Below are 25,338 nucleotides of genomic sequence, written 5' to 3'. Positions count from 1 at the left end.
ATGAAAAAGCGTCAGAGGTGTTATTACATCAATGGGATTTTGAAACCAAGGAAGGATTAATTGATCCTGAACTGAAAAAATATCTTTACAATATTGATCTAAGAGATAAAAGGGACATTCTGCGTTTAGTCGCAAGTGCCATGCAAGCAGGAGAAAAAGGGTTAGATGCTAATTTAATCTATAAGGAAGAATTAGAAAATATTTTGACTCAATATCTTGAAAAAACAGGAATTAACAAACGAGATGCCAGTGATCTGACTGATTTAATTATCAAACAACTGCGCTATCGTAATTTTATTCTTTGTTCTTTAGGTGGCAATGCTTTTGCTTTTGTTCATCGAACTTTTTTAGAATACTTTTGTGCTTGCGAGTTTTATGAAAGATTTAAAAACCGAGGATTCCCAGACGGAATTACTCTTGAGGAATTGAAAACCAAAGTATTTGGAGAACATTATTCAGATCCTGTTTGGAAAGAAGTTTTATGTTTATTGATGGGGATGCTAAGTGCAGAATTTCCTAAAGAAATTGCTGAAGAATTAATTAGTTATCTCATTGATATAGAGGAAAAAGATCAGGGATTTGCTCATCTTTTTTTGGCAGCAGATTGTTATGGAGAATTGCGAAACCAGTCTATTTATGTTGAACTAAGTCAGCGATTGTTAAATCAACTAGAAAGGCTTTATGATAAAGATATAAGTTATTATAAAAAATATGATACTGGAAACCGGTGGGGACAAAGGGAGAAAAACAGAGACAAAAGTATTTCTTGTGTTGTAAAAAATTGGCAAGGTGATCCCAACGGATGGAATATGCTTCAAAAAATAGCTCAATCTGCAGCAACCAGTTGGCGACAACAACCTATTATCGACGCATTGGTTCAAATTGCTCAACTATACCCAGTGGCATTATCTAAAATTCAAGAACTTGCTAATAGGGGTAAATCAAAAGCAATTGAAGCTTTAGTAACCTATTGGCGAGATCACCCTCAAACTTTATCCATTATTCAACAACAAGCTAACAAGGGTCAATCAAAAGCAATTGAAGCTTTAGCAACCCATTGGCGAGATAATCCGCAAACTTTACCCATTATTCAACAACTAATTAATAAGGGTGAAAGGGAAATTATTGAACTTCGTAGAGCATTAGGTAAAATAACAATTGACTCGGAAATAGGAGCAATTATTGAAACGATATTAGCTAGAAAGGATGTAGATGATAAAATCAAAGAAGATTTTAAGCAACTTCTTGAGTATAATAATTCCAGAGATTGGAGAAACCCTGATCAATATAGTCAGAACAAAAGGGAGTGGGATAGTCAGAACAAAAGAGGCGCTGGCGGTTATTTTTCTACTTTAATAACTAAAATAACTGATCCTGAAATTTTAGTAAAATCTTTGCAGGATTTAGGAATAATAGTTAAACGTGAAGCAGATGTTCGTGGTTCTAACGGTCAAAGAGTTAGAGCAGATATTGTTGCTGTGCTAGAGGGAGATTATGATCTAGGTTGGAGTCGTAATACCGACGGAAGTTTTGACTTAATTGCTGATTTATGGGGAGTTGCTAAAAAACATAGTCAAACTGAATTGATTAATAGTATCAATGCAAAATATGCTGTTAATAAAACCCTTAAAGAAATTAAAGAGAGAGGTTTAAATTAGCGCAATCGCTAATCTACTAATCTTGTAGGGTGCGTGTTTGCGGCTACTAATTCTGATGAAAAACCAAAATCAATAATCCGCACCCGACGCAGCAAATTTATTATTAAATTGGTGCATTATGCTTTCGCACTTCACACCCTAAGAGTGGTACGAAGTTGAAGGGTGATCGTTCTTGTCGGTGGGGTGGAGTGCGATCTCTGTCATCGAATAAGATATAATTGGGAAGGTAAAAATAGTTAAAGCATTATGAGTTACCAAAACATTATTACCATTGAACCTGGAAAACGAAGCGGAAAACCCTGCATTCGAGGAATGCGTATAACTGTGTACGATATTCTAGAATATTTAGCAGCAGGAATGACAGAAGCAGAAATTCTTGAGGATTTTTCAGAATTAACTTCCGAGGATATCAAAGCTTGTTTGGCTTTTGCTGCTGATCGAGAGAAAAAATTATTTATCACCTCTTTATGAAACTGTTATTAGATGAAAATTTGTCAGATCGGATTATTGATAAAATAATTGATTTATATTCTGATTCCCAGCACGTCAAGACTTTAGGACTGATCAATACTGATGATGCACTTATCTGGGAATTTGCCAAATTCAACGATTTTGTAATTGTCTCTAAAGATGCCGATTTTCATCAGCGCAGTCTATTATATGGTCATCCACCCAAATTTATCTATCTTCGTATTGGCAATAGTCCCACTGCAAAGATTATCGAAATTTTAAGAGTTTATTTTTTAATTATTGTTGAATTTTTTGATAGTGAAACAGAAAGTCTGTTGATATTAAGTTGAGTGTGATCGCTGATCTTGTAGGGTGCGTGTTTGCGGTTACTAATTCTGTTAAAAAACCAAAATCAATAATCTGCACCCCACGCACCAACTTTGTCATTAAATTGGTGCGTTACTACGATTAATTTTCTCACTGGATTGACCCAAGGAAACCCAACACACATTAGATAGGGTTTGCCGAAAAAGCTTTTCGTGGGGTTAGGAGTCAGTCCCGATGAAAAAATTTTCACCACCACAGATGAAAGAGGTTTCTTTCCCTACACCCCACACCCTACACCCTACACCCTCTTTCCAGTCAGTCCCAACGAAAAAATTTTCACCCCCACAGATGAAAGAGGTTTCTTTCCCTACACCCTACACCCTCTTTCCAGTCAGTCCCGATGAAAAAATTTTCACCCCCACAGATGAAAGAGGTTTCTTTCCCTACACCCCACACCCGTTCGGACATCGGCCATCTATATATATAGGGTTTGCCGAAAAAGCGTTTCGTGGGGTTAGGAGTGAGTATTCAGTATTCAGATGCGGGTTTTCAGTTCACTGTTCACAGCAAAATACTCCCCACTTCCCCACTTCCCCACTTCCCTATCCCTTTTAAACAGGATTTATTATTAGCCTGTATCAGCATTTCTGATTACGTTGTTAAGTTTGGCTAATAACACCTTATTTTTAGTTCCTTGTCAAGCCCCTATTATAATTTTTAATCTTTGATCCTTAGTCCGATTTAACATTGATATTAAAAATCTGGTTTTTTGTAGCGAAGAAAACAGTTTTATTAACCATTATCTGCAGCTATAGAGGGAAATCGGGGGGGGCTGATAATCCTTGAAAGCCTTGTCAATACTAGCGTTATTACCTTTCGAAATTTCACTAATTCCCCAAGTTTTCCTAACCTTGACCCCCTCTAGGAGACAAAAAATTAAAAACTTCCCATCTTAACTTGGTTCTTAGCGCAAGTCAACCCTTTATTTAAATTTTTGATTCTCTTGCCCGATAACGATATAAATTCTCGTAATGACCAACCAATTTTCCGTGATAGGGTTGAACAGAACGCAACCAAGTTAGCTTTGCAAGCAAAAAGGAATGTTAGCAAATTCCTTCAGCTTTGCATTGGGAACTTGCTAACGCACAATAAGAAGGTCTATGAATAAACAACTGATCAACAAACTACAAGCTGTAACCGCCCTTACCGTAGTGGGGACTACAGCCTCGATAATTTGTTCCCAGACAGCAGGACACAGCAACAGCTTGACGAATATTAGCGTAGGTCGTCAAACTGTTATCGAGTCAACTACTCAAACCGTTCTGTCCGCTTTTTCTAATAGTCGAACATTCGATTCAGATATTAAAGTATCACGTTCGGTTCAAGATAATGCTAACGAAATTCTAAAAACTTTGGAGTCCCTAGTGGACAAAGAAAATACCGTCCCGGCAAGCGTTACACCCCGCACCCAAGAGGCCATTCCTTCGACCATACAACCCCAATCACAACCCAATCAAGTCAAACCGGCCCCGGCCAGCAATCCTGCCTCAGTGACACCAGCAGAGAAGCCAAAAACAACCCAGGGGACAAAAACCAGCAGTCGCCCCCGTAAACGGGGAATGGCCTCTTGGTATGGTCCTGGTTTCCACGGTCGTCGCACCGCTAGTGGTGAGACTTTTAACTCTGGTGGTTTAACTGCCGCTCATCGCTATCTACCTTTCGGCACTAGGGTTAGGGTAACTAATCTGCGTAATGGGCGCTCGGTGGTGGTCAGAATTAACGATCGCGGTCCGTTTACTGGTGGTCGCGTCATCGACCTCTCCAGAGGTGCTGCAGCGATTATCGGTGTCTTCCAGTCGGGAGTTGCCCCAGTGGTCTTGGAAGTTTTAGGCAGATAATCAGTGATCACTATGGCAGTGATCACTGCTATAGTGATCCTATTGGGATTTGACGGGGTTTATGTTAGAAATTAACGATTTATCGGTTAATTATGGCGGAATAAAGGCATTACAGCAGGTTAGCTTAAGGGTAGAAAAGGGGGAAATTGTCACCCTCATTGGAGCGAACGGAGCAGGAAAAACGACGACTCTAAAGACGATATCTCGGCTTTTAACGGCAAAGACCGGGCGAATAATTTATCAGGGTCAAGATATTACCCATTTACCGCCCCATGAAATCGTTAAACGGGGAATTGCCCATAGTCCGGAAGGTAGAAGAATCTTAGCTCGTCAAACAGTCTTGACAAATTTGCAGTTAGGTGCCTATACGAGGAGCGATCGCCTAGGAGTAAAAAGCGATATCGAAGAGCAGTGGCAACTGTTTCCCCGACTATCGGAGCGCCGAGAGCAGTTAGCGGGAACCCTAAGCGGTGGGGAACAGCAGATGCTTGCGATCGCCAGAGCTTTAATGAGTCGTCCCAAGTTATTGTTACTAGACGAACCCAGTTTAGGACTAGCGCCGCAGATAGTGCGAGAAATCTTCAGTATTATCCGTAAATTAAATGAATCGGGAGTAACTATCCTGTTAGTGGAACAAAACGCCAATTTAGCTCTAGAAACTGCCAATCGCGGCTATGTTTTGGAAGCGGGACGCTTGACTATCGCGGGAAAAGCCGGGGATTTACTCAGGGATGAGCGGGTCAAACAGGCCTATTTGGGTTAATCGATGATGATACGCCAACTATAGATAAAATTCTATGGTAAAGGTAGGCCAAAAAATATTCACAAAATTTTACAAAGTCGCATAAAATGAACACATAACGAAATAGGTATTTTTTCTTACTGCCATGCTAACGGCTAACTTCCCCTGGCTCACTGCCATCATTTTGCTCCCCTTGCTTTCCTCCTTCCTAATCCCTGTAATCCCCGACAAGGAAGGAAAAACCGTTCGTTGGTTTGCTCTTGGAGTCGGACTAGCAGACTTTATATTAATGTGTTACGTCTTTTTACAAAAATATGATTTAAGCAACCCCAACCTACAATTAGTAGAAAAAATCGATTGGGTTCCCCAAATTGGTTTAAGTTGGGCGGTGTCGGTGGATGGTATCTCGGCACCGTTAGTTTTATTAGCAGGATTGGTGACAACCCTTTCTATCTTGGCCGCATGGCAAGTGGACCGTAAACCCCGTTTATTCTACTTCCTGATGCTGTTGCTCTACGCCGCTCAGATTGGTGTTTTCGTCGCCCAAGACTTATTATTATTCTTTTTAATGTGGGAAATCGAGTTAATTCCCGTTTATCTACTCGTTTCCATCTGGGGTGGCCAAAAACGTCGTTATGCCGCCACTAAATTCTTACTCTACACCGCCGCCGCTTCTATCTTCATCCTCGTTGCTGGTCTAGCCATGGCCCTTTACGGTGGTGGTACGATGACCTTTGACATGGCGGAATTAGGATTTAAAGATTATCCCCTCGCTTTAGAATTAGTCCTTTACGCTGGTTTATTAATCGCTTTCGGGGTCAAACTCGCTATCTTCCCCCTCCATACTTGGCTCCCCGATGCTCACGGTGAAGCTTCTGCACCTGTATCGATGATTCTCGCTGGTGTTCTCCTCAAAATGGGTGGTTATGGTTTAATCCGTCTTAATATGGGGCTTCTACCCGATGCACATATCTACTTTGCCCCGATTCTAGCGATTCTCGGTGTCGTTAATATTATCTACGGTGCTTTCGCTTCCTTCGGTCAACAAAACATGAAACGCCGTCTCGCTTATTCCTCGGTTTCACACATGGGATTCGTCCTTTTAGGGATTGCTTCCTTTACCGATGTGGGTATTAGCGGCGCTATGTTACAAATGCTCTCCCATGGTTTAATTGCCGCCGTCTTATTCTTCCTTGCTGGTGTCACCTATGACCGCACCCATACCTTAGCTTTAAACGAGATGGGTGGGGTTGCTCAAGCGATGCCGAAAGTCTTCGCTCTCTTTACTGCCGGCGCCATGGCTTCCCTAGCGTTACCCGGAATGAGCGGTTTTGCCAGTGAAATTACTGTATTCATCGGTGTCACTAGCAGTGACGTTTATAGCCAAACCTTCCGGGTTGTGACTGTTTTCCTCGCTTCCGTTGGTTTAATCCTCACCCCGATTTATCTACTCTCCATGCTTCGTCAAGTTTTCTACGGAGATGGTTCTTCCTGCGATATTACTAACATTACCCCCAACAAAAGTAACGAACAGGCAGTTTGTTTTGGTACTAGCTGTGTCCTTCCTGACGAATCAGAATATATTGACGCTAAACCCAGAGAAATCTTTATCGCTGTCTCTTTCCTCACTTTGATTGTCGCTATCGGTTTTTATCCCCAACTGGCTACCCGTATCTACGATGTGAAAACGGTGGCAGTTAACTCGGAAGTGCGTCAAGCTTACACAGAAATCGCCGCTACTCGTCAAAATATCTACGCTGAAACTCAACCGGACGTAAGCGCCAAAGTTGCCAGTATATTCCAATAAATTGGCAAGTCTAAAGTGAATAGGTTATCAGGAGTAGAAATTCTGCTCCTGATTTTTTTGGCGAGGAAAAAGATGCGAGCATTTATACTAAAATCTAAGATAGCCAGTTTAATATCGTCTCTGGGATCAAAACGGAAGCTTAGAATAGATAAAATATGTGGACTTTTATTGATTTATTTGCCGGTATAGGAGGATTTAGAATCGCTCTAGAGAATCTCGGTTGTCAATGCGTTTTTTCCTCGGAAATCGATCCTCACTCCCAAAAGGTTTACTTGGCTAACTATGGTCATTTACCCGATAATCAAGACATCAGAAAATTAGAGGTAAAAACTGTCCCCGATCATGATATACTCTGCGGCGGTTTTCCCTGTCAAGCGTTTAGTATCGCTGGCAGAAAACACGGTTTTGAAGATGCACGCGGAACCTTATTTTTTGAAGTTGCCCGGATATTACACGAAAAGAAACCGAAAGCTTTTATCTTAGAAAATGTCCAGGGTTTAGTCCATCATGATCGAGGTAAAACTTTAAAAACTATTTTAGATATATTAGAAAAGGATTTGCATTATTTTGTCCCTAGTCCCCAGATTTTAAATGCCAGATATTTTGGGGTTCCTCAAAACCGTCCCCGAATTTTTATCGTCGGTTTTCGAGAAGATTTAAATATTTACCATTTTTCCTATCCTCAACCAACCCATCAAGAAACTTGTCTCAAAGATATCCTAGAAGAAAAGGAAGTCAGCGTTAAATATTATCTCTCTAATCAGTATTTAGAAACTTTATTTAAACACAAGGATAGACACCAAAATAAAGGTAATGGGTTCGGTTATGAGATTATTTCTCCCGATGGTATCGCTAATGCTATTGTGGTGGGAGGTATGGGAAAAGAAAGAAATTTAGTTATCGATCAAAGACTGACTAATTTTACTCCGGTTACTCGCATTAAGGGAGAGGTAAATAAATTATTCGTCCGCAGAATGACCCCCAGAGAATGGGCAAGATTACAGGGATTTCCCGATAGTTTTCAGATTGTTGTTAGCGATGTCCAAGCTTATAAACAGTTCGGCAATTCTGTAGCTATTCCCGTGGTAAAAGCGGTGGCAAAAGAGGTGATTAAGGTTTTAGATTTATCCAGAGATTCTCAAGAAAATATCAGGGTTAGAGACCTACAGGGAAAACAATTAGAACTATTGTCAATCTGAGGAACAATAACAATTTTTTCTAGGGGTTTGGGTATATCAAGAATAGTTATTATTGGAATGATGCGTTGGCTGTTTAGTCTCAACTCTGACTGGATTAATACTAAATCTGGTTATTAAAAACTGATTATTTATTCTCCCTATTGCCTATTGCCTTTTGCCTGTTCTCATACATAGCCCATACTCAACGGATTTAGTATAACAGTGGACTTGTTGCATAATTAATTTTCCAGAGTTCAAAAATGGGAAAAATAGCCATGAGGTGACAATAAAAGAGCAGCAGAGGTGATGGTTTCGCTGGTTGTGCTTGTTAAAGGTATCTTTCTTATACTACACTTGTAACATCAATAGGTTTTAGTATTTGGGAGAAAAAAAATTATGCGGACAATCACACGCACCACCACTACCGAGATGGAAGTCACCAGCATTCGTCTGGAAAGAGTCCTCAAAGACAAGCTGAAAGAGATTTCTGGCAATCAAGGTTATCAAGCACTCATTCGTGATGTCCTATGGAATTTCGTTCAGCAGAAATCAGGAGATTATCGACCTCAGTTTTGTGCTGGTGATATAAGGGCAGTATTTAACGCTACAGCTAGAAAAAATGAGATTTGCGCTCTTACAGGCAATTTAATCCCCGCTAATGCAACAATGTTGTTAGGTTTGACCATCCATGGCGATTTAGTCCCGTTGAGTATGGATAGTTATACCAATTTAAAATAAGTTTGAGTAGGGTGGGGCAAAATCCAGTATAGTTAGTCCTCACCCAAGGGAGATGGGAAGTGGGAATTATAAATTTAAATTATGAATTATGAATTGAGAGGTGGGGGGTTTTTTGCCGTGAACAGTGAACTGATAACCGATAACCGATAACTGATTACTGATTAATGATGACTGAAGCGATTTTACGAGTGGTTTTAATCAATCCGCAAATTCCGCCAAATACGGGTAATATTGCCCGTACTTGCGCCGCAACGCGGACAGAATTGCATTTAGTAGGTCCCTTGGGTTTTGAAATTAGCGATCGCTATCTGAAGCGGGCCGGCTTAGATTATTGGCCCCATGTAAAACTCATGTACCACTTGACAATAGATGATTTCTGTGCATATCAACAAAAGAGCGGCGGAAGGGCGATCGGGTTTACCGTGCGCGGCAGCAGCAGTTATGTGGAATACAGCTATCAAAGCGGAGATTGGCTACTTTTTGGCAGTGAAACCGACGGTATTCCAGCAGATTTATTAAATAAGTGCGATGACACGGTTTATATTCCCATGGCAGAACCGGGGGTGAGAAGTTTAAATCTTTCCGTTAGTGTGGCGATCGGATTATTTGAGGCCAGACGACAATTGGGATTTATTCGTTAGCGGGATATTTGGCTATATAAACAGAGCAAATAAACTAAATTGAGCAAAAAATCAGAAAATTGCTTTTATTTAGCTCATTTTTGACCATATCAGGAAAAATAGAGATCGCAGTCAATTTTGTCCGTAATAACAGCAAGAAATTATGTGGATTATCCTAGAGCAAATTAATTGTTGCTCCTTGTTAATTACATAATTTATTGAAAATAAAAAGGCAAGATGAGGCTCATGAATATCTTCGACCTTTCTCGAAAACATTTTGGCAATCTACAGCTTTTTAATCGGCAAAAATCCACCTCTGGCTTAACTCAAGTCGAGATGTTAGTTACCCTAATTTTATTAGGAATTCTCTTAACCATTGCCCTTTCTGTTTATCATCGTTTAATGGCTTGGATTCGCTTAAATATCGCCACCTTTGAAATATCACAACATTGGAAACATACCCGTTATCAAGCCACGGGAGAAGGTTCTGATCCCCTATCTTTGTGCATGGCAGAAAATGAAACCCAACAGATTAAAGTGGCAAAAGTGCAAGGGGACAAATGTGAAAATGTCACCGATTGGACTCCCATCACTCGCGGTGTTAGCATCGATACTGATAATTCTACCCTACGCCGAGTTAGTGGACCTGTGGGTAATCAAGGTAAAATTTATCGCGCTAGTTGGGCCGATACAAGGGGGGGTTTAGGAGGTTCTTGGGGACAGTTGGGCAGAATTACTTTAGTTGCTTCCGGTACACCCGACAAACGCTGTTTATTTTTATTCCGTGTTGATGGTAGTTGGGATATTCGCAAAGATAATAGATGTGTGGGTTAAAGCTGATTTAAAACTAGGGAATCAGGCGATCAATTTGTTGAGCTAAATCAAAATCTAAGTTACTCAAACCTCCCACGTCATGGGTAGTGAGGGAAAGAGTGACGCGATTGTAATTGATAGTAATATCAGGATGATGGCCTAGGGATTCAGCCGGAGTAACTAAACGATTAACAAAAGCGATCGCTTCGATAAAATTGTTAAATTTAAAAGTTTTTTCAATCCGTTGATCTCGTAACTGCCAGCCCGGGATAGTCTGTAATTGTTGGGAGATTTCTCGATCAGATAAACGAGTAGCGGGTAAAGAGAGGACTAATTCCCCAGTTAACCCAATCATGAAAGCGATCGCTATTGCTAAGAATTGCTTCAACATTGAAGACGCTCCCGTAGTTGTGGTGAGCAGAAAAAGTGATCGATCGGGAGAGCATAAGCCCAAAATCTAACATAAAATCCAACATTAAGAAACACATTACACCAAAATATCGAGAGAGCCAGGCTCAAAAATCTAGAATCCTGACTGATAGCCTTTCTGGGGGAAACTTAAACGGTTTTCAGTCCGTCTGGGATTACACTAGAAAATACTCACTTATTCGATCCGTTCATGATTATTTCCGTCGTAGCACTGAAGGGAGGGGTCGGGAAAACCACCACATCGATTCATTTGGCCGCCTATTTTCAAGAAAAAGCGCCCACCTTATTGATTGATGCGGATAAAAATCGTTCGGCTCTCCATTGGTCCCGGGAAGATACCCTTCCTTTTATGGTAGCGTCCCAAGCTGGAGCGACGGGACTGGTGAAACAATACACTCATATTATCGTCGATACCCAAGCCCGGCCGGAGCCAGACGAGTTAAAAGATTTAGCTCAGGGCAGCGATTTATTAATTTTACCCACCACTCCCAATCATCTCGATATCGATGTCACCATTAAAGCGGCAGAATTGCTGTCCACGATGACCGATAATTATCGAGTTCTTTTAACCCAAGTGGATTCACGGACAAAAACAGGACGGGAAGCGCGGAAAGCTCTAGAAGAAGCAAAATTACCGCTATTTAAGCGAGAAATTCCCCGTTTAGTCGCTTTTGAACGAGCGGCCGAAAAGGGAGTCATCGTCAAAGATTATCCCGACCCCCGGTCGAATTTCGGTTGGCTTTGTTACCAAGCGGTCGGTAAAGAAATTTTTGCCCTCATGACATAAATTGTTAAAAAAGTTAATATTAACATTTGTGTCATTTTCCCCCGAAAAGATACTTAATCTGCATGGGGACTTTTTGTAATCTTCCGTTAAGTGTTCACTCCTAAATCCGTAAAGTCTGAGACAATCAAAAAAGTCTGACTGTAGGAGAACCCTCTATGAAATTGGCCTATTGGATGTATGCGGGTCCCGCTCATATTGGCACGTTAAGGATCGCCAGTTCCTTTAAAAATGTTCATGCTATCATGCACGCTCCTCTGGGAGACGATTATTTTAACGTCATGCGCTCGATGTTGGAAAGGGAGCGTAATTTTACCCCCGTCACTGCTAGTATTGTCGATCGTAATGTTTTAGCCCGGGGTTCCCAAGAAAAAGTCGTCGATAATATTGTTCGCAAAGATCGCGAAGAAAGTCCCGATTTAATCGTTTTAACCCCCACCTGTACCTCCAGTATTCTCCAAGAGGATTTACAAAACTTTGTCGAAAGAGCGCGACAGGATGCCCAAGGAGATGTGCTGCTGGCCGATGTCAACCACTATCGCTATAATGAACTACAAGCGGCCGATAAAACCCTCTATCAAATTATCAAGTATTATCTCGATAAGGCCCAGAGAAAAGGGGAAATTATCTCCCAGAAAACCCCTAAACCTTCGGTTAATATTATTGGTATTACCACCCTCGGTTTCCATAACCAACATGATCGCACGGAATTAAAGCGGTTAATGGCAGATTTGAACATTGAAGTTAACGAAATTATCCCCGAAGCTGCTTCGGTGGACAACTTAAAAAATCTGCCCCGCGCTTGGTTTAATCTGGTTCCCTATCGAGAAGTGGGATTAATGACAGCCAAATATCTCGAAAGTGAATTTGCTATGCCCTACGTTGATATTACCCCCATGGGAGTGGTGGAAACAGCACGCTGTATTCGCCAAATTCAAGAGGTAATTAATGCTCAAGGTGCGGCAGTAGATTACGAAGATTTTATCAATGAACAAACTCTGCATATCTCCCAGGCTGCTTGGTTTTCTCGTTCCATCGACTGTCAGAATTTAACCGGGAAAAAAGCGGTGGTTTTTGGTGATAATACCCACGCAGCCGCTATGACAAAAATTCTCGCCAGGGAGATGGGAATTCATGTGGTTTTAGCGGGGACTTATTGCAAGTATGATGCCGATTGGTTCCGGGAACAAGTGAGTGAATATTGCGATGAAGTGTTAATTAGTGATGATAATGGGGCGATAGGGGATGCTATTGCTCGATTAGAACCAGCGGCGATATTTGGTACTCAAATGGAACGTCACGTCGGCAAACGTTTAGATATTCCCTGTGGAGTAATTGCCGCACCTATTCATATCCAAAATTTCCCCCTCGGTTATAAACCTTTCTTAGGTTACGAAGGCACTAATCAGATCGCCGATTTGGTCTATAATTCCTTTACTTTGGGTATGGAAGATCACCTATTAGAGATATTCGGTGGTCATGATACCAAAGAGGTAATTACTAAAGGTATTTCGGCAGATTCTGACCTAAATTGGAATAAGGAAGCTACGGTAGAATTGCAGAAAATACCCGGTTTTGTGCGCGGGAAAGTCAAACGAAATACCGAAAAATTTGCCCGGGAGCGAGGTATTGGTGAAATAACTTTAGAGGTAATGTATGCCGCTAAAGAATCCGTAGGAGCTTAATTATTTCTTAGGGCTGAAAGTTAACAGCATTCAGCCCTTTTTTTTAGTTATTTACTTAATCCCTGAAGTATTTTTTCCTCTACTCCTTTCCCCTGAATTAACACTCCAAATCCTCCTAAACCGGTGGGATTGATTAATTGATGTAGGGCATCTCGACGCTGAAATATAGTTAATATATCGATTTTTCCTTGAGAAAGTTGATTTAATCTATCCCCCAATCCCAAAGCCATTAAAAATAATCCTTGCTGAGTAAAACCGAGATTTTTTAAGCCTAATTTCTCCCCTTGACGTTGTAAAGCAGTAAAATCCACATGAGTGGTAATATCTTGTTCTCCCACCCACAAATAAGGATGATCATGACGCTGGTGTTGTCGATAACATTGTAGGGTTCCTTGACTTCTTTGGGGATGATAATATTTTTCGGCAGTGTAACCGTAATCTATGGTTAAGATATAACCTCGATCAAGTTTCCGATTAACCGTTTCTAACCAGTCTAAAGCTAATAAATTTACCTCGGTTTGATAACCCTCCGGATAAAGTGGTGAAGGAATATTTATCCCCACTAAATCAAAATAGTCTTTGATTCTGTCGGTGGATAAATCTGCGATAATCTCCTGAAAAGGTTCCCCCAATCCCAGATAAATTTCTCGTAATTCTCCCGACTCGATCACAACTCGATGGACAGGAAAAGCATCGATTAATTCATTACTAAACACACAACCCACAAGGGAATTATCGGCTAAATTCGGCCAACTTTGCCAAGATACCGGGGAATATCCCGCTAAAGTTGCCCGTTGTCTTTCCCTGAGTTTCTGAGATTGTTCGATAATTATATAACTGATATTTTGATAAAAATCAGCATAGCTATCACTTAAATAATCAAGGATATCCTTCGCTAAAATCCCCGAACCTGCTCCCACTTCCACTAAAGTAAATCCAGGCGAATTGCCCAAAAATTCCGCCATCTCGACAAATTGCTCTGCCAACAATTGACCAAAATCTGCCCCTAGAGACGAGGAAGTAAAAAAATCTCCTTTTGAGCCAATTTCTACTTTTCCAGAGGTGTAATAGCCATAATCAGGGTGATAGAGAGCTAAATCCATCCAGCGCTCGAAGCTAATTCGACCCGCTACTGATTGTTTAATTTCCTCTAGGATGATTGCTTCTAAATTCATCTTGATCGGGGAATTATGAATTATGAATTATGAAATGGGAAGTGGGAATTAGGAAGTGGGAATTAGGAAGGGTGCATCTAACATTTGCAAAAATACCGACAATCAGCAATTATCAGTGACTCTTAAATTATTACAGACGTATCAGCAGCTGCGTGTAAGCATCCCACCGAAAAACTAATGCGCGGGGGTTTGGGGGCGGCGCCACGCCCCCAACGGGGGGTTTGGGGGGTAGAACCCCCCAAAGGCTTGGATTGAGTGATAAAATCGAAAGTAACGCCCAATTTTAGCCGAGAGTTTCCCCGTAAAAATCCCAACTTGGTAGATTTACAAAAATTAACTTAAAACTTACATCTGATAACTGATCACTGATAACTGATAACTGATTTCCTCTCCCGCATGATAGGAACTGCGGACTAGGGGGCCAGATCTAACCTGAGAAAACCCCATTTTTTGGGCAATTTCTCCCAACTCGCTAAATTCTGAGGGAGTCCAATATTTCTGTACGAGCAAATGTTCCAGAGAAGGACGCATATATTGACCAATAGTAACTCGATCGCAGTCGATCGCGCGTAAATCTGCCAAAGTCTCGATAATTTCCTCTTTTGTCTCACCGTGACCGACCATTAAGCCAGATTTAGTCGGAATTGAGCGATCGATTTCCTTAACATAACGCAAAACCGCCAAAGAGCGATCGTATTTAGCCCCGCGTCTAACTGGTCCTTGCAAACGGCGCACCGTCTCGATATTGTGATTGTAACAGGCAGGTTTTGCCCCTACCACCGTCGCCACCCGTTCCTGTTGACTTCCCTTACCTCCAGCAAAATCCGGGGTTAACACTTCAATTAAAGTGTGGGGATTGAGTTCGCGAATGGCTGTCATCGTCCGCACGAACCAACTGGCTCCGCCGTCTTCCATATCATCTCTGGCTACAGAAGTCAAGACAACGTAACTTAAATTTAACAATTGCACCGCTTCCGCCACTTTTTGCGGTTCCTCCACATCGAGAGGCATGGGTGCATGACCCTTATCCACTTGACAAAAAGCACAGGACCGGGTACAGGTGGGACCCATCAACAAAAAAGTCGCCGTACCTTGGGCATAACATTCGCCGCGATTGGGACAGCGACCCTCCTCGCAGATAGTATGAATGTTCCTTTGTTTGATAATGCGCTGAACCGTGGAAATTTCGCTAGATTTGCCGAGTGAACGCCGTAACCAAGCGGGTAAAGACGTAATTTCCTCGCGCCACTGTGGGGGTATATTGGACATGAGAAGTTAACTAATGTTGGGGGTTGGGGATTCCAGTTATCAGTAATCAGTGGGGAGAGGGGACAAGGGAGAGAGACGACCGACTCCCCAAAACGAAAACTTTTGATCTCACCCTTAAGATAACTGTCATAAGCTGAGAAAGCGAGTCAAGATCATTGTTAATCAAAAAGGAAACTTGGGCAATGGGACGACGGCAACGGGGAAAAATTTTCAATCTGGTCCTTCAAGGATTGGCAGGTTGCCTCTTGGTTAGTATATTTGTTCTTAATTCCCTGCCATCCCTAGGCCAAAATTTTCTAGTTCCATTTGTATCTCCCACGGGGACAAGGATTTTTGTAGCCGGGGATATAGAATATGCTTCCGTGCATCTAGATGGATTTGCCTTATTTCAGATTGCCTCCCAAGATTTTACCGCTTCTGAGTCCCGGGAACTCTCCCCGGTAGAAAGACGGGCTAGGCGCATTGAGAGGGGCTTAAATAATATTATCAATCGGGGTTTCGATCCGACAACCCTGCAAGTAAGTACGGCGACTCTCAATAATTTAACCGTGATTGTGGCCAAGGATAACCAGAAGTTACCGCAACAGGTAATTCTGACAGTAACAGAAGTTGATGCCCTGATCGATTCTTCTTCGGTTGGCGATTTAGCGGACAGATGGGTTAAAATCATCCAAACAGCTTTGCTCCAAGCTTGGCAAGAACGTCAGCCCGCCCCTCGTCGGCAACAGGTAATTACTGCCACTATAATTATTTTGGGGCTAACTTTCTTAAGCTGGGTATCAATTTGGTGGCAGAGACACCTAAGAAATCGCTTTAATCTCCTCAAAAAACAAGCTAAAAGGCAATCCGATCAAAATTTACCCATAAATTCCCCCCCCAGAAAAGATCGCTCCCAAGAGCCGATTTTAGCCGCTCTAGGAGATTCCTCTAATTTCCGTCAACAGGCTGATATTCAGCGACAACTAACGCTAAATATTCTCTGGAAAAGACTGGCTCTTATTGGACTGATACTGCTTTGGTTTGCCGGAATAGCGGCGATTTTGTATGTATTTCCCGAAACTAGGCTAGAAGGACGCGGAATAATCCGTATTCCTTTACAGATTTTTATCATCTGGTTGCTGATGACATCAGTGAGCAATATGGTTAATCTCTACGTTAATTCCAGACTACGCGAGTGGGTAGAGGAAGGAGCGGTTTTTTCGGAAAATTTGGAAAGGAGGATTCTCCGCGCTCCCACTTTATTAGAAGTTTGGCGAGAAATTATCACATTTATCGCTATTTTTCTGGGAATTTTGATTTTTTTCAGTTGGATGGGTCTTTCTTTCGCCTTTTTACTCACGGGAGCCGGTTTAGTGGGAGCATTGCTCACCTTTGCCTTTCAGGATCTTTTAAAAGATTGGATTAACGGTTTTCTGATTGTCTTTGAAGATCAATACACCGTCGGTGATATGGTCCAGTTTCAGGAGTTTATTGGTTTGGTGGAAAATATGAGTTTGCGAGCGACTCAATTGCGGGCTGCCGACGGACGTTTAATCACTATTGCCCATAACCAAATTATCACCGCACACAACCTCAGTAAAGATTGGGCGCGGGTCGATTTTACCATCGAAGTCGCCTATCAGACCGAGCCAGATCTGGCGATCTCTTTAATGGCAGCCATCGCTGAAAATATGGCTGTAGATCCACAATGGCAAGAAGATATCATCGATCCCGTGCAGGTTGCTGGTGTTAGTCGGGTTTCTCACACGGGGATGGAAATTATGCTCAGAATTGTCGTCAAAAGATTACGACAATGGGACATAGAAAGAGAGTATCGTCGTCGTCTAAAAATTGCTTTTGAGGAGAAGGGAATTCACATCGGTATTCCCCAACAAAGTTTCCTGATAGCACAAGATAGAGAGGAATTCAAGGGACAGTTTTAAAGGGGAGTGATACTAAATCCTGTTTAAAAGGTATAGGAGAGTGGGGTGTGGGGATAAGGGAGAAACAATTCATAACTTGAGAGTTAATCACACTATTAAAAACGGATTTGTTATCAGTGCAGTTATCACTCCGCGTCCTGTAGGGGCGAAGCATTCGGATAGAAAATCTACGGTTTCACCGATAGGTTAGGGACTTGCGCTTTGATAATGTACCTTTTGGGCGAACGCAGTTCGCCCCTACATTGTGGACAAAATCCGTTACTGTAGGGGCGCAAAGCTTGCGCCCTCCGATCGATTGGGATATTATTCCCACGCAAGTCCCTTATTGCCCGAATGCTTCGCCCGTACTTTTTGTCGCAAACCCTAAGTAGAAAATTGCCGTCTTTTCACTGATCACTGATCACTGATTACTGTTTGGTAGATTTAAACTAGGTTAGGATAGCTAACCTAACCTAGAAAATTTTTAGGAAGCTAAGGCTACCTCGACTATTTGTTGTAGTTCCCCATTTTGATAGAGTTCGATCATAATGTCGGAACCGCCAATAAACTGACCGTTGATATAGACTTGGGGAATAGTCGGCCAATTGGAATACTCCTTAACTCCTTGTCTTAACTCCTGATCTTGCAGAATATCGACAGTTTCGTAGGAAACCCCCAGGATATTGAGAATTTGTATGACGTTATTCGAGAAACCACACTGAGGCATTAATTTATTGCCCTTCATGAACACAAGAACTTTGTTATTCTGGATTAATTGATCGATTCTGGCCTTAGTTTCGGGTGTCATAGGTCTAGTAGCTAGAATTTGAGCAAGAATAGCCAATCCTGAGACGTGGCATATCCTATCAGTTTAGCACAAGCCGTTGGGATAGCCTTAAAAAGGAAGGTCTTCGTCCTCCTCCAAACTATCTAAAATTTCGTTAACATCAGGTCTCCCGCGCACGATAGTCATATTTTCCAGAGACTTATTAACTTTAGTTTCTGCGGCCGAATTTTCTGGCAGTGAATAACCCATATTGACCAGTTCACCATCAAAAGATTTCGCTAACTTTTGAGCGGCCGCCAAAATTTCACTAACATCTACATCTTGATCTAATGTCTCTAAAGATGAATCAAAATTTAAGATTTTTTGGGGCAGTTCTGTGCTAAGAGTTTTTGGGGTTCCCGATGCAGTGATCTTTGCTTCTTTTTTCTCGATAATTGCTTCTTTGACTGGGGGAATATCCACCACAGTCATAACTTTATTTTCGGGAGTTATTGGTGGAGTTGCTGCGGTTTCCAGTGGTGCTTGCCTCTTGGCCGCCGGGGATTGGGAAACTTCCGCAGCCATGGCAGCAGTGGCGGAACCTACCTGTAAATGGACTTTAATCCGGCGCTGAAAAACAGCCTCGAAAGCTGACTCAATATTAGTCAAGCGTAGCCGGGCCATTTTTAATAATTGTTCCGAAGATATACTTAAATAAGCACTCGATTCTTCCATATTAAAAAGACTACCGTGCTGACGCAAGAGAGTGCGAGTAGTGGGGGGTTCCATTACTTCTAAAACCTGCTGCCAAATTTGTTCATGATTGTCATCACTGGCAACAGTTTTAACCTCAGTTTTCGGCACTGCGACGCTAGTTGTCGGGGTGATAACTGGCGGTTTTATCGGTTCATTAACCGGTGCCGGCGCTGTGATCACTTCCGGGGGCCTCTCGGCGCTGGTTTGGGGACGGGAAGGCGCTACCGTGGCAACTAGCGGAATCACCTGTGCTTGCGGTAACAGTCCTAATAGAGTGACTTCTAACCAGAGACGGGGTTGAGTGGTGTTTTTTAGTTGTGTTTCGCTGTCTTTAAGCAGTTGTTGACCGCGGAGAATTTCCTCTAAAGACCAAGTACGCGCTTCCGTACATAATTCCTGCCAAGTGGGAGCGGTGACAGCCACCATTTCTGGACGATTAGGGGCGGTTTTGGCTAAAAGTAGGTTTAAATAGAATCCGGCTAGATTTTGCAAGACGATTAAAGGTTCCTTCCCGCGATTCATCAGATGGCGACATTGTTCGATAACTTGATCGGGAATATTGCCATGAATGACTTTAAGCAGGGTTAAGAGGTCTCTTTCGGGGACTGCACCGACCAAATCCCAGACTCGCTCGGCCGTAATCGTTCCTGCGAGTAAACTTAATTGATCGAGGAGACTTTCGGCATCGCGTAAACCACCGTTAGCGATCTGAGCCACCAGGGTTAATGCTTCTAGGTTAATATCGATCGCTTCTATTTGGGCGATTTTTTGCAGGTGTGCCACCATCGCATCGAGAGCAATACGGCGATAATCAAAGCGTTGACAACGGGAGATGATGGTAGGCAAGACACGCTGAGGATCCGTGGTAGCAAGCACAAAAATCACTCGATCCGGCGGTTCTTCCAGAGTTTTCAGCAAGGCATTAAAGGCCGCCGTACTGAGCATATGGCAGTTATGAACTAATAACCCATTGGCAACAAAATTATGATTGTCCTCCACTTCTAGGTCATAGACGCTTTCTGTGTCACCTTCTTGAATCCCTATCACTTCCTCGAAATTTGTCAGCCATTGAGGGGATTTTATGATACTAGGCCTGTATTGCACCGCAGCCACATTCACAGGGGATAGGATCTGATCGCCGATTTTGAGATTTTTTGCTTGTATCCATGCTTTTTCTGTCTTAATCAAATGATTACCAGTGCAATTAATCGTCCGATTTCTGGTTTGAATGGTTAAAGTTGCTTTTACGCCTCGGTTTAGCCATCGCAGGACTTTTTTATATTCCCACTCTCCGCTGCTCTCGTTGTAACTGAGAACTCGTTTTCCGAGAATCTCAGGATGATTAATGGGGATTAATCCCGTTTCGGTGAAAACAAGGCTATCCCCAGTCAGGCATTCATCGATGACATAGACTTTATAACGACATTGGACGGGGGCAAATTGCGATCGCTCGATAATTTCCCGAATGTTATCCACACCCGTATTACTAGCGGCATCAATTTCGATCACGTCTAGGGCTGAACCATTGGCGATCGCTTGACAGACGGAACATTTACCGCAGGGAATCGGTGTCGGATGGTCACTAGACAGACAGTTGAGGGATTTGGCTAAAATTCGCGCCGAGGAGGTTTTCCCCGTGCCTCTGGGTCCAGTAAATAGGTATGCAGGAGCGATTCGCTCACTGATTAAGGCATTACTCAGGGTCGTGGCGATCGCTGATTGTCCCACCAAATCGGCAAAGGTTTGGGGACGATACTTATGATGTAGAGGTTCGTAGGTCATGACTGGCTGAAAACTTTTTCCCCACCCTAGAGACTACTATTATCCTATGCCGATTCTTTTTCGGCATGAGAACAAGTGTATGCTTTTTATCTAGCCAGTTGTAATGCGGGATTTGCATCATAAAAATGGCAATTTGGCCAAGGCTTCTAATAAATTGTATTAATAACTACAATTTGGCCGAGAAAATCTGCGGACTATCTTAGTATGCCTAAAGACAGCGCCACTAATCAGACCAACTGCTTATGACTGAATCTACAAAAACCCAATGTCCTTACTGTGGAGTAGGTTGTGGTTTGACAGTCACCCCCCCCGCGTCGGCCGGACAAGCATGGAAAGTCTTCGGGGACAAGTCCCACCCCTCCAGTCAAGGTATGGTCTGTGTTAAAGGGGCCACCGTAGCGGAATCAATCGATAAAAATCGCCTCAAAACCCCGATGATCCGCGATTCTCTCCAAGAGCAATTCCGTCCTTGTACCTGGGAAGAAGCCCTCGATCGCATCGTTAACCGTATCCAAACTCTAATCGCTCAGGGGGAAAAGGAAAGTATCTGTCTATACGGTTCGGGACAATTTCACACCGAAGATTACTACATCGCCCAAAAACTGGTCAAGGGCTGTCTGGGAGTCAATAACTTTGATGCTAATTCCCGTCTTTGTATGTCTTCGGCCGTGGCCGCTTATCGGGACAGTTTCGGGTCCGACGGTCCCCCCTGCTGTTACGATGACCTAGAATTAACCGATTGTGCCTTTCTGGTGGGGACAAATACGGCCGAATGTCACCCCATCATCTTTAACCGTCTGCACAAGTATCTCAAAGGTAACAAAGAAGCGAAATTAATCGTCGTTGATCCCCGCCGGACAAAAACCGCCGAGGCCGCTAATCTCCACCTCGCCATTAACCCGGGGACCGATATTGACCTATTTAACGGTATTGCTCACCTGTTACTGAATTGGGGTGCGATCGATACCTATTTTATCGATAAATGTACCCGAGATTTCCCCAAATACGCCGAAATTATCCGCCATTATCCCCCGGAAATCGTCGCGCATAAATGCGGCATCCCCATCGAGGATTTAGAAAAGGCTGCCCGCTACTGGGCCGAATCGAAAAGAGTCCTTTCCCTCTGGTCGATGGGTATCAATCAATCTAGGGAAGGCACGGCCAAAGCCCGCACTTTAATCAATTTACACCTAATGACGGCTAATATCGGTAAGCCCGGGGCCGGTCCTTTTTCCCTAACGGGACAACCCAACGCCATGGGAGGACGGGAAGCTGGCGGCCTCTGCCATCTTCTCCCCGGTTATCGTTCCGTCAAAAATCCCCAACACCGCGCCGAAGTGGAACAAGCTTGGGGTTTACCTGCTGGTCGGATTTCTCCGGTCCCCGGTCGCGATGCTTGGAGTATGATTACTGGTTTGGAGACGGGAGATGTCAAACTTCTCTGGATTGCCGCCACTAATCCGGCCGTTAGTATGCCTGATCTAGAACGCACCAAGGCGGCCCTGTTAAAATCACCTTTTACTATCCATCAGGATGCCTACTATCCCACGGAAACCAGCGCCTATGCCCATTTATTACTGCCAGCAGCCCAATGGGGCGAAAAAACGGGAACAATGACCAATTCTGAGCGCATGGTGACTTTAAATAAGGCTTTTCGCCCTCCCGTTGGTCAAGCTAGGGCCGACTGGCAAATTTTTGCCGAAGTCGGTCGCCGTTTGGGTTTTGAGGCACAATTTAATTTTCAGGATTCGGCCGAGGTATATTCCGAGTTTGCCCGCTTGACCTATAAACGTCCTTGTGATATGACAGGGATTAATTATGAGCGCCTGGCCGAGACTCCCCGACCGTGGCCCGATTCCATCGATGAAATTTCCGCCCCTAAAACCGCTAATTCCGGGGAATTACTAGGGAATTTAGTTAAAGATAACGATAAAAGCCAAAAAACAGCCGCAAAACGCCTTTATACCGATGGTAAATTTAATACTGCCGATGGTCGTGCTGTTTTCGCCGCCTACCACAGTAAAGGTCTAGCGGAACCCCCGGACGATGATTATCCCCTAGTTTTGACCGTGGGGCGTTTGTACGGTCACTGGCACACCCAAACCCGCACCGGCCGCATCGAGAAAATTGTCAAAATGCACCCCGCACCTTTTCTGGAAATTCATCCCCAAGATGCGGCAAAATTGGGCATAGAAGCTGGGGAATGGTTGGAGGTGCGTTCTCGTCGCGGTTCTGCCCGTTTTCCGGCTTTAATTACCAAAGCAATTGCTCCTAATTGTGTCTTTGTGCCGATGCACTGGGGGGCCCTATGGGCAGAAAATTCTGAGGCCAATAGTCTCACCCATCCGGCCGCTTGTCCGATTTCCCTGCAACCAGAATTAAAAGCTTGTGCTGTCAAATTAATCCCGTTAAAGTCTTTAGTTAATGCCGAATTATCTCCCAGTCAATTTCTGGCAACTCCTTAATCAAATTTGGCTTTCCCTTTGGTTACTTTTGTAATACCAATTCTCCACAATCTGATAGGTAGTTTGTGTTTAAAAACCTCTTGCATAATTAATTTTTCAGGGTTCAAAAACGTCAAAAATAAGGATTAAATGGCATCAAGTCTGTAAATAGACCATTTAACTGATTATTATTCATTCTTAATTCTCCTGACTACTGACTACTGGCTACTGACTCCTAACCCCAACAACAATTTTTGATTTTTACAAGATGTCTATTGCTATTAAGCCAAGACGCATTTTAACCGCCTATCCTTAGATTAGCTGAATGCACTTCTTTCATAACTTTTTTATGGTGTAATCGGTTAATACTTTTCTTTCGATTTTTAGATGGAAGTCGAAAACTGGTATCATCTGCGTCACTGCTGTCAGCCTGCTGTTGAATGTCTTGTTCGTCCCGCTGCCAGTCGGTAGCCCCTCTCGAATCACCTCACTATGACGACAACAACTCTGACTCCCGCACCAGTTCAAGCGGCAGCAAATTCCCCAGCACCCCCTGAGTGGGTAGATTGGCAAGTTGCCCATCAAATTCCCGGACGGCTGCGAATTCGCATTCCCCGCCTCAATTGGGATGACGAATTTGCCAGACGCTTGCAGCGATCGCTGCTGAGAACCACTGCTATCAGCGAGAGCCGCATCAATGCCGCAGCCTGCTCCCTGATTGTCTCCTACCAGGCGGAAATGCTGTCAGCAACGGCCCTCCTGAATTACTTGCAAGCGGCCATCCTAGCGGCCGGCCGGGAAAGAGAGCCAGATGCAAGCGAGAAAGTCGGGGCTAGAAATCAGGGGACTTGGCCAACTTTAGGGATGCCGGCCTTAACCCTGGCTGTGGCGATCGCTGCTGCTCCCCTAGAACTGCCCTTCTCGATTGTGGGAGGAATTGTCCTTGCGGCTTCAATTCCTCTCTGGCAGAGGGTTAGCCAAGCCCTCACCCAGCAGGGACAAGTGACAATAGACTGCCTCGATGCCCTCTGGTTGAGTTACCAACTGCTGCAAGGTAACAACATCGCTGGCGCACTCGCCCTCAATCTGGCAGCAGTGGGAGAGAGCCTGCGCCGGAGCAAGCTCCAACAGCTAGAAGACGAGCTATACCTGCTGTTCGAGCAAGAAGACGCAGAAATCCACTGGCTCTCTGACCGGCAGCGGTTCGCTCCCGTTCCCGAGGCAGATCGAGAAGGGTGGCTAGATTCCGTCGAAAAAACCGAACTACTCCAGAACCTCAAACCCGTCGCCCAAGGAGCGATCCTACCCACTTTGTTCCTGAGTGGCACTTGGGCAATCCTGACGGGAGACTTGGGGCGTGCGAGTGCGCTGTTACCCCTTGACATCGGGGTTTCTCTGCGGGGCGTTACTCCCTTGGCAGTGGTTTCGTCCCTGACGGCGGCAGCGCGACAAGGCGTTTATATCCGCAATGCCAGGGTACTGGAAAAGCTGGCTCAGGTGGATACTCTGGTCTTTACTCGCGAAAGTTTCCAGGACTTGATTACCCCGGAGCTGCTGGTGAGTTGGGGCATCCCTTCTCAGTGCATCTACTTCGCCACCGATGGGGCTGCTGTTGAGGGACTCCAAGAACAGTTGCTCCGCCAAGGTAAGCGGGTGGCTTGGATAACCGACAGTGGTAGTGATTGCTTGGCTGCCCAGGAGGATCAGGTGGTCATTTCTCTAGGGAGAGGGGATTTTGCAGCAGCCGCCGATGTCATCTTGCACAGCCAGGATCTCCAGCCCCTTGGCTACACCTTTGCCCTGGCCCGGCATACCCTTGCCACTGCCTATGAGAGTTTGGCGATCGCTACTCTGCCCAACCTGTTAGTGGTGGCAGTCGGGGCATTTTGGGGACTCAACCCGGTGGCAGCCGCCGCAATCAACGGCAGTTCAGCCATCCTCGCAGAACTGAACAGCCTGCGCTCCCCGAAGCCTAACCTCTTAGAAAACGGGTTTCTTTCTCAAAGAAACCCGTTTTCTTGCAATAAATGTTAATTTTTGTTACAGGGGTCTTGAAAAATTGGCGATTGTCTGCACAAAAGAGTCGCAGTGTCAAGTGGTTCGCGCTCAAATGACA

General features: G+C 43.8%; 22 protein-coding genes. 16 read left to right on the top strand and 6 right to left on the bottom strand.

What is annotated here, in order from left to right:
• The first annotated feature begins 1,355 nt into the window (after positions 1–1,355).
• From ACQY1X_RS07970 to ACQY1X_RS07920, 11 genes are all read left to right on the top strand, one after another.
• A complete protein-coding gene (locus ACQY1X_RS07970) occupies positions 1,356–1,658 on the top strand; it encodes a DUF1257 domain-containing protein (protein WP_272103472.1) in 303 nt (100 codons plus the stop codon).
• Between the two features lie 246 nt (positions 1,659–1,904).
• Positions 1,905–2,129 (top strand): DUF433 domain-containing protein, encoded by a 225-nt coding sequence (locus ACQY1X_RS07965; protein WP_002745983.1) that lies wholly within the window; start codon positions 1,905–1,907, stop codon positions 2,127–2,129.
• Complete coding sequence (locus ACQY1X_RS07960) at positions 2,126–2,458, top strand: DUF5615 family PIN-like protein (protein WP_149978137.1); 333 nt, start codon at positions 2,126–2,128, stop codon at positions 2,456–2,458. The genes ACQY1X_RS07965 and ACQY1X_RS07960 overlap by 4 nt, the downstream gene beginning before the upstream one ends.
• A 171-nt stretch (positions 2,459–2,629) precedes the next feature.
• Positions 2,630–2,839, top strand: a complete 210-nt coding sequence (locus tag ACQY1X_RS07955; protein WP_036397425.1) for a hypothetical protein — start codon at positions 2,630–2,632, stop codon at positions 2,837–2,839.
• A 756-nt stretch (positions 2,840–3,595) separates the two neighbouring features.
• Positions 3,596–4,333 carry a septal ring lytic transglycosylase RlpA family protein gene (locus ACQY1X_RS07950; protein ID WP_042791113.1) on the top strand — a complete coding sequence of 246 codons (738 nt, stop codon included), beginning with the start codon at positions 3,596–3,598 and terminating at the stop codon, positions 4,331–4,333.
• Between the two features lie 61 nt (positions 4,334–4,394).
• On the top strand, positions 4,395–5,096 hold the full coding sequence (locus tag ACQY1X_RS07945; protein ID WP_272103464.1) for an ABC transporter ATP-binding protein: 702 nt from the start codon (positions 4,395–4,397) through the stop codon (positions 5,094–5,096).
• Positions 5,097–5,220: 124 nt separating this feature from the next.
• Positions 5,221–6,882: an NAD(P)H-quinone oxidoreductase subunit 4 gene (locus ACQY1X_RS07940; RefSeq protein ID WP_430015555.1), complete on the top strand. Its 1,662-nt coding sequence runs from the start codon at positions 5,221–5,223 to the stop codon at positions 6,880–6,882.
• Between the two features lie 155 nt (positions 6,883–7,037).
• Complete coding sequence (locus ACQY1X_RS07935; protein WP_430015554.1) at positions 7,038–8,081, top strand: DNA cytosine methyltransferase; 1,044 nt, start codon at positions 7,038–7,040, stop codon at positions 8,079–8,081.
• A gap of 375 nt (positions 8,082–8,456) precedes the next feature.
• The gene (locus ACQY1X_RS07930) at positions 8,457–8,798 is read left to right on the top strand and encodes a hypothetical protein (protein WP_103111406.1); all 342 of its coding nucleotides are present in this window, start codon (positions 8,457–8,459) and stop codon (positions 8,796–8,798) included.
• Positions 8,799–8,965: 167 nt separating this feature from the next.
• Positions 8,966–9,439: a tRNA (cytidine(34)-2'-O)-methyltransferase gene (locus ACQY1X_RS07925; RefSeq protein ID WP_430014320.1), complete on the top strand. Its 474-nt coding sequence runs from the start codon at positions 8,966–8,968 to the stop codon at positions 9,437–9,439.
• A 225-nt stretch (positions 9,440–9,664) separates the two neighbouring features.
• The gene (locus ACQY1X_RS07920; RefSeq protein ID WP_430014319.1) at positions 9,665–10,252 is read left to right on the top strand and encodes a prepilin-type cleavage/methylation domain-containing protein; all 588 of its coding nucleotides are present in this window, start codon (positions 9,665–9,667) and stop codon (positions 10,250–10,252) included.
• A 13-nt stretch (positions 10,253–10,265) separates the two neighbouring features.
• On the opposite strand, the gene ACQY1X_RS07915 is transcribed toward ACQY1X_RS07920, so the two are convergent.
• Positions 10,266–10,622, bottom strand: a complete 357-nt coding sequence (locus tag ACQY1X_RS07915; RefSeq protein WP_004162302.1) for a 4a-hydroxytetrahydrobiopterin dehydratase — start codon at positions 10,620–10,622, stop codon at positions 10,266–10,268.
• Positions 10,623–10,850: 228 nt separating this feature from the next.
• Between ACQY1X_RS07915 and ACQY1X_RS07910 the strand changes: the two genes are divergently transcribed.
• Both ACQY1X_RS07910 and bchB read left to right on the top strand, forming a co-directional pair.
• A complete protein-coding gene (locus ACQY1X_RS07910) occupies positions 10,851–11,447 on the top strand; it encodes a ParA family protein (protein WP_002740297.1) in 597 nt (198 codons plus the stop codon).
• A 155-nt stretch (positions 11,448–11,602) separates the two neighbouring features.
• The gene (gene bchB, locus ACQY1X_RS07905; protein ID WP_430014318.1) at positions 11,603–13,129 is read left to right on the top strand and encodes a ferredoxin:protochlorophyllide reductase (ATP-dependent) subunit B; all 1,527 of its coding nucleotides are present in this window, start codon (positions 11,603–11,605) and stop codon (positions 13,127–13,129) included.
• Positions 13,130–13,176: 47 nt separating this feature from the next.
• Here bchB and ACQY1X_RS07900 read toward each other — a convergent pair whose 3' ends face one another.
• The 3 genes from ACQY1X_RS07900 to lipA all read right to left on the bottom strand — a co-directional run bounded on the left by ACQY1X_RS07900 (position 13,177) and on the right by lipA (position 15,573).
• Positions 13,177–14,304 (bottom strand): class I SAM-dependent methyltransferase, encoded by a 1,128-nt coding sequence (locus ACQY1X_RS07900; protein WP_430015553.1) that lies wholly within the window; start codon positions 14,302–14,304, stop codon positions 13,177–13,179.
• Between the two features lie 122 nt (positions 14,305–14,426).
• Positions 14,427–14,618 (bottom strand): hypothetical protein, encoded by a 192-nt coding sequence (locus tag ACQY1X_RS07895; protein WP_159250034.1) that lies wholly within the window; start codon positions 14,616–14,618, stop codon positions 14,427–14,429.
• 31 nt (positions 14,619–14,649) lie between these two features.
• Positions 14,650–15,573 carry a lipoyl synthase gene (lipA, locus tag ACQY1X_RS07890; RefSeq protein ID WP_430015552.1) on the bottom strand — a complete coding sequence of 308 codons (924 nt, stop codon included), beginning with the start codon at positions 15,571–15,573 and terminating at the stop codon, positions 14,650–14,652.
• A 182-nt stretch (positions 15,574–15,755) separates the two neighbouring features.
• On the opposite strand from lipA, the gene ACQY1X_RS07885 reads away from it, so the two are divergent.
• Entirely contained in the window at positions 15,756–17,495 is a 1,740-nt protein-coding gene (locus tag ACQY1X_RS07885) for a mechanosensitive ion channel family protein (protein ID WP_430014655.1), read from the top strand.
• A gap of 463 nt (positions 17,496–17,958) precedes the next feature.
• On the opposite strand, the gene grxD is transcribed toward ACQY1X_RS07885, so the two are convergent.
• Both grxD and dnaX read right to left on the bottom strand, forming a co-directional pair.
• A complete protein-coding gene (gene grxD / locus ACQY1X_RS07880; RefSeq protein ID WP_002739803.1) occupies positions 17,959–18,282 on the bottom strand; it encodes a Grx4 family monothiol glutaredoxin in 324 nt (107 codons plus the stop codon).
• Positions 18,283–18,369: 87 nt separating this feature from the next.
• A complete protein-coding gene (gene dnaX, locus ACQY1X_RS07875) occupies positions 18,370–20,778 on the bottom strand; it encodes a DNA polymerase III subunit gamma/tau (protein ID WP_430015551.1) in 2,409 nt (802 codons plus the stop codon).
• A 242-nt stretch (positions 20,779–21,020) separates the two neighbouring features.
• On the opposite strand from dnaX, the gene ACQY1X_RS07870 reads away from it, so the two are divergent.
• Both ACQY1X_RS07870 and ACQY1X_RS07865 read left to right on the top strand, forming a co-directional pair.
• The gene (locus ACQY1X_RS07870) at positions 21,021–23,243 is read left to right on the top strand and encodes a molybdopterin oxidoreductase family protein (protein WP_430015550.1); all 2,223 of its coding nucleotides are present in this window, start codon (positions 21,021–21,023) and stop codon (positions 23,241–23,243) included.
• A 471-nt stretch (positions 23,244–23,714) separates the two neighbouring features.
• Entirely contained in the window at positions 23,715–25,256 is a 1,542-nt protein-coding gene (locus ACQY1X_RS07865; protein ID WP_430015549.1) for an HMA2 domain-containing protein, read from the top strand.
• Positions 25,257–25,338 lie beyond the last annotated feature (82 nt).

This window comes from Microcystis protocystis FBCC-A270 (genome assembly GCF_050500235.1).
Taxonomy (GTDB): domain Bacteria; phylum Cyanobacteriota; class Cyanobacteriia; order Cyanobacteriales; family Microcystaceae; genus Microcystis; species Microcystis ichthyoblabe_A.
This window is presented reverse-complemented; position numbering and strand designations above follow the sequence as displayed.

Excerpts from the sequence above, each read along its gene's own strand:
- ACQY1X_RS07920 (WP_430014319.1), top strand. The coding sequence starts at position 9,665 with ATGAATATCTTCGACCTTTCTCGAAAACATTTTGGCAATCTACAGCTT.
- ACQY1X_RS07965 (WP_002745983.1), top strand. The coding sequence starts at position 1,905 with ATGAGTTACCAAAACATTATTACCATTGAACCTGGAAAACGAAGCGGA.
- ACQY1X_RS07885 (WP_430014655.1), top strand. The coding sequence starts at position 15,756 with ATGGGACGACGGCAACGGGGAAAAATTTTCAATCTGGTCCTTCAAGGA.
- ACQY1X_RS07940 (WP_430015555.1), top strand. The coding sequence starts at position 5,221 with ATGCTAACGGCTAACTTCCCCTGGCTCACTGCCATCATTTTGCTCCCC.
- ACQY1X_RS07925 (WP_430014320.1), top strand. The coding sequence starts at position 8,966 with ATGACTGAAGCGATTTTACGAGTGGTTTTAATCAATCCGCAAATTCCG.
- bchB (WP_430014318.1), top strand. The coding sequence starts at position 11,603 with ATGAAATTGGCCTATTGGATGTATGCGGGTCCCGCTCATATTGGCACG.
- ACQY1X_RS07915 (WP_004162302.1), bottom strand. The coding sequence starts at position 10,622 with ATGTTGAAGCAATTCTTAGCAATAGCGATCGCTTTCATGATTGGGTTA.
- ACQY1X_RS07950 (WP_042791113.1), top strand. The coding sequence starts at position 3,596 with ATGAATAAACAACTGATCAACAAACTACAAGCTGTAACCGCCCTTACC.
- grxD (WP_002739803.1), bottom strand. The coding sequence starts at position 18,282 with ATGACACCCGAAACTAAGGCCAGAATCGATCAATTAATCCAGAATAAC.
- ACQY1X_RS07870 (WP_430015550.1), top strand. The coding sequence starts at position 21,021 with ATGACTGAATCTACAAAAACCCAATGTCCTTACTGTGGAGTAGGTTGT.
- ACQY1X_RS07935 (WP_430015554.1), top strand. The coding sequence starts at position 7,038 with ATGTGGACTTTTATTGATTTATTTGCCGGTATAGGAGGATTTAGAATC.
- ACQY1X_RS07865 (WP_430015549.1), top strand. The coding sequence starts at position 23,715 with ATGACGACAACAACTCTGACTCCCGCACCAGTTCAAGCGGCAGCAAAT.
- ACQY1X_RS07945 (WP_272103464.1), top strand. The coding sequence starts at position 4,395 with ATGTTAGAAATTAACGATTTATCGGTTAATTATGGCGGAATAAAGGCA.
- dnaX (WP_430015551.1), bottom strand. The coding sequence starts at position 20,778 with ATGACCTACGAACCTCTACATCATAAGTATCGTCCCCAAACCTTTGCC.
- ACQY1X_RS07900 (WP_430015553.1), bottom strand. The coding sequence starts at position 14,304 with ATGAATTTAGAAGCAATCATCCTAGAGGAAATTAAACAATCAGTAGCG.
- ACQY1X_RS07960 (WP_149978137.1), top strand. The coding sequence starts at position 2,126 with ATGAAACTGTTATTAGATGAAAATTTGTCAGATCGGATTATTGATAAA.
- ACQY1X_RS07910 (WP_002740297.1), top strand. The coding sequence starts at position 10,851 with ATGATTATTTCCGTCGTAGCACTGAAGGGAGGGGTCGGGAAAACCACC.
- ACQY1X_RS07930 (WP_103111406.1), top strand. The coding sequence starts at position 8,457 with ATGCGGACAATCACACGCACCACCACTACCGAGATGGAAGTCACCAGC.
- lipA (WP_430015552.1), bottom strand. The coding sequence starts at position 15,573 with ATGTCCAATATACCCCCACAGTGGCGCGAGGAAATTACGTCTTTACCC.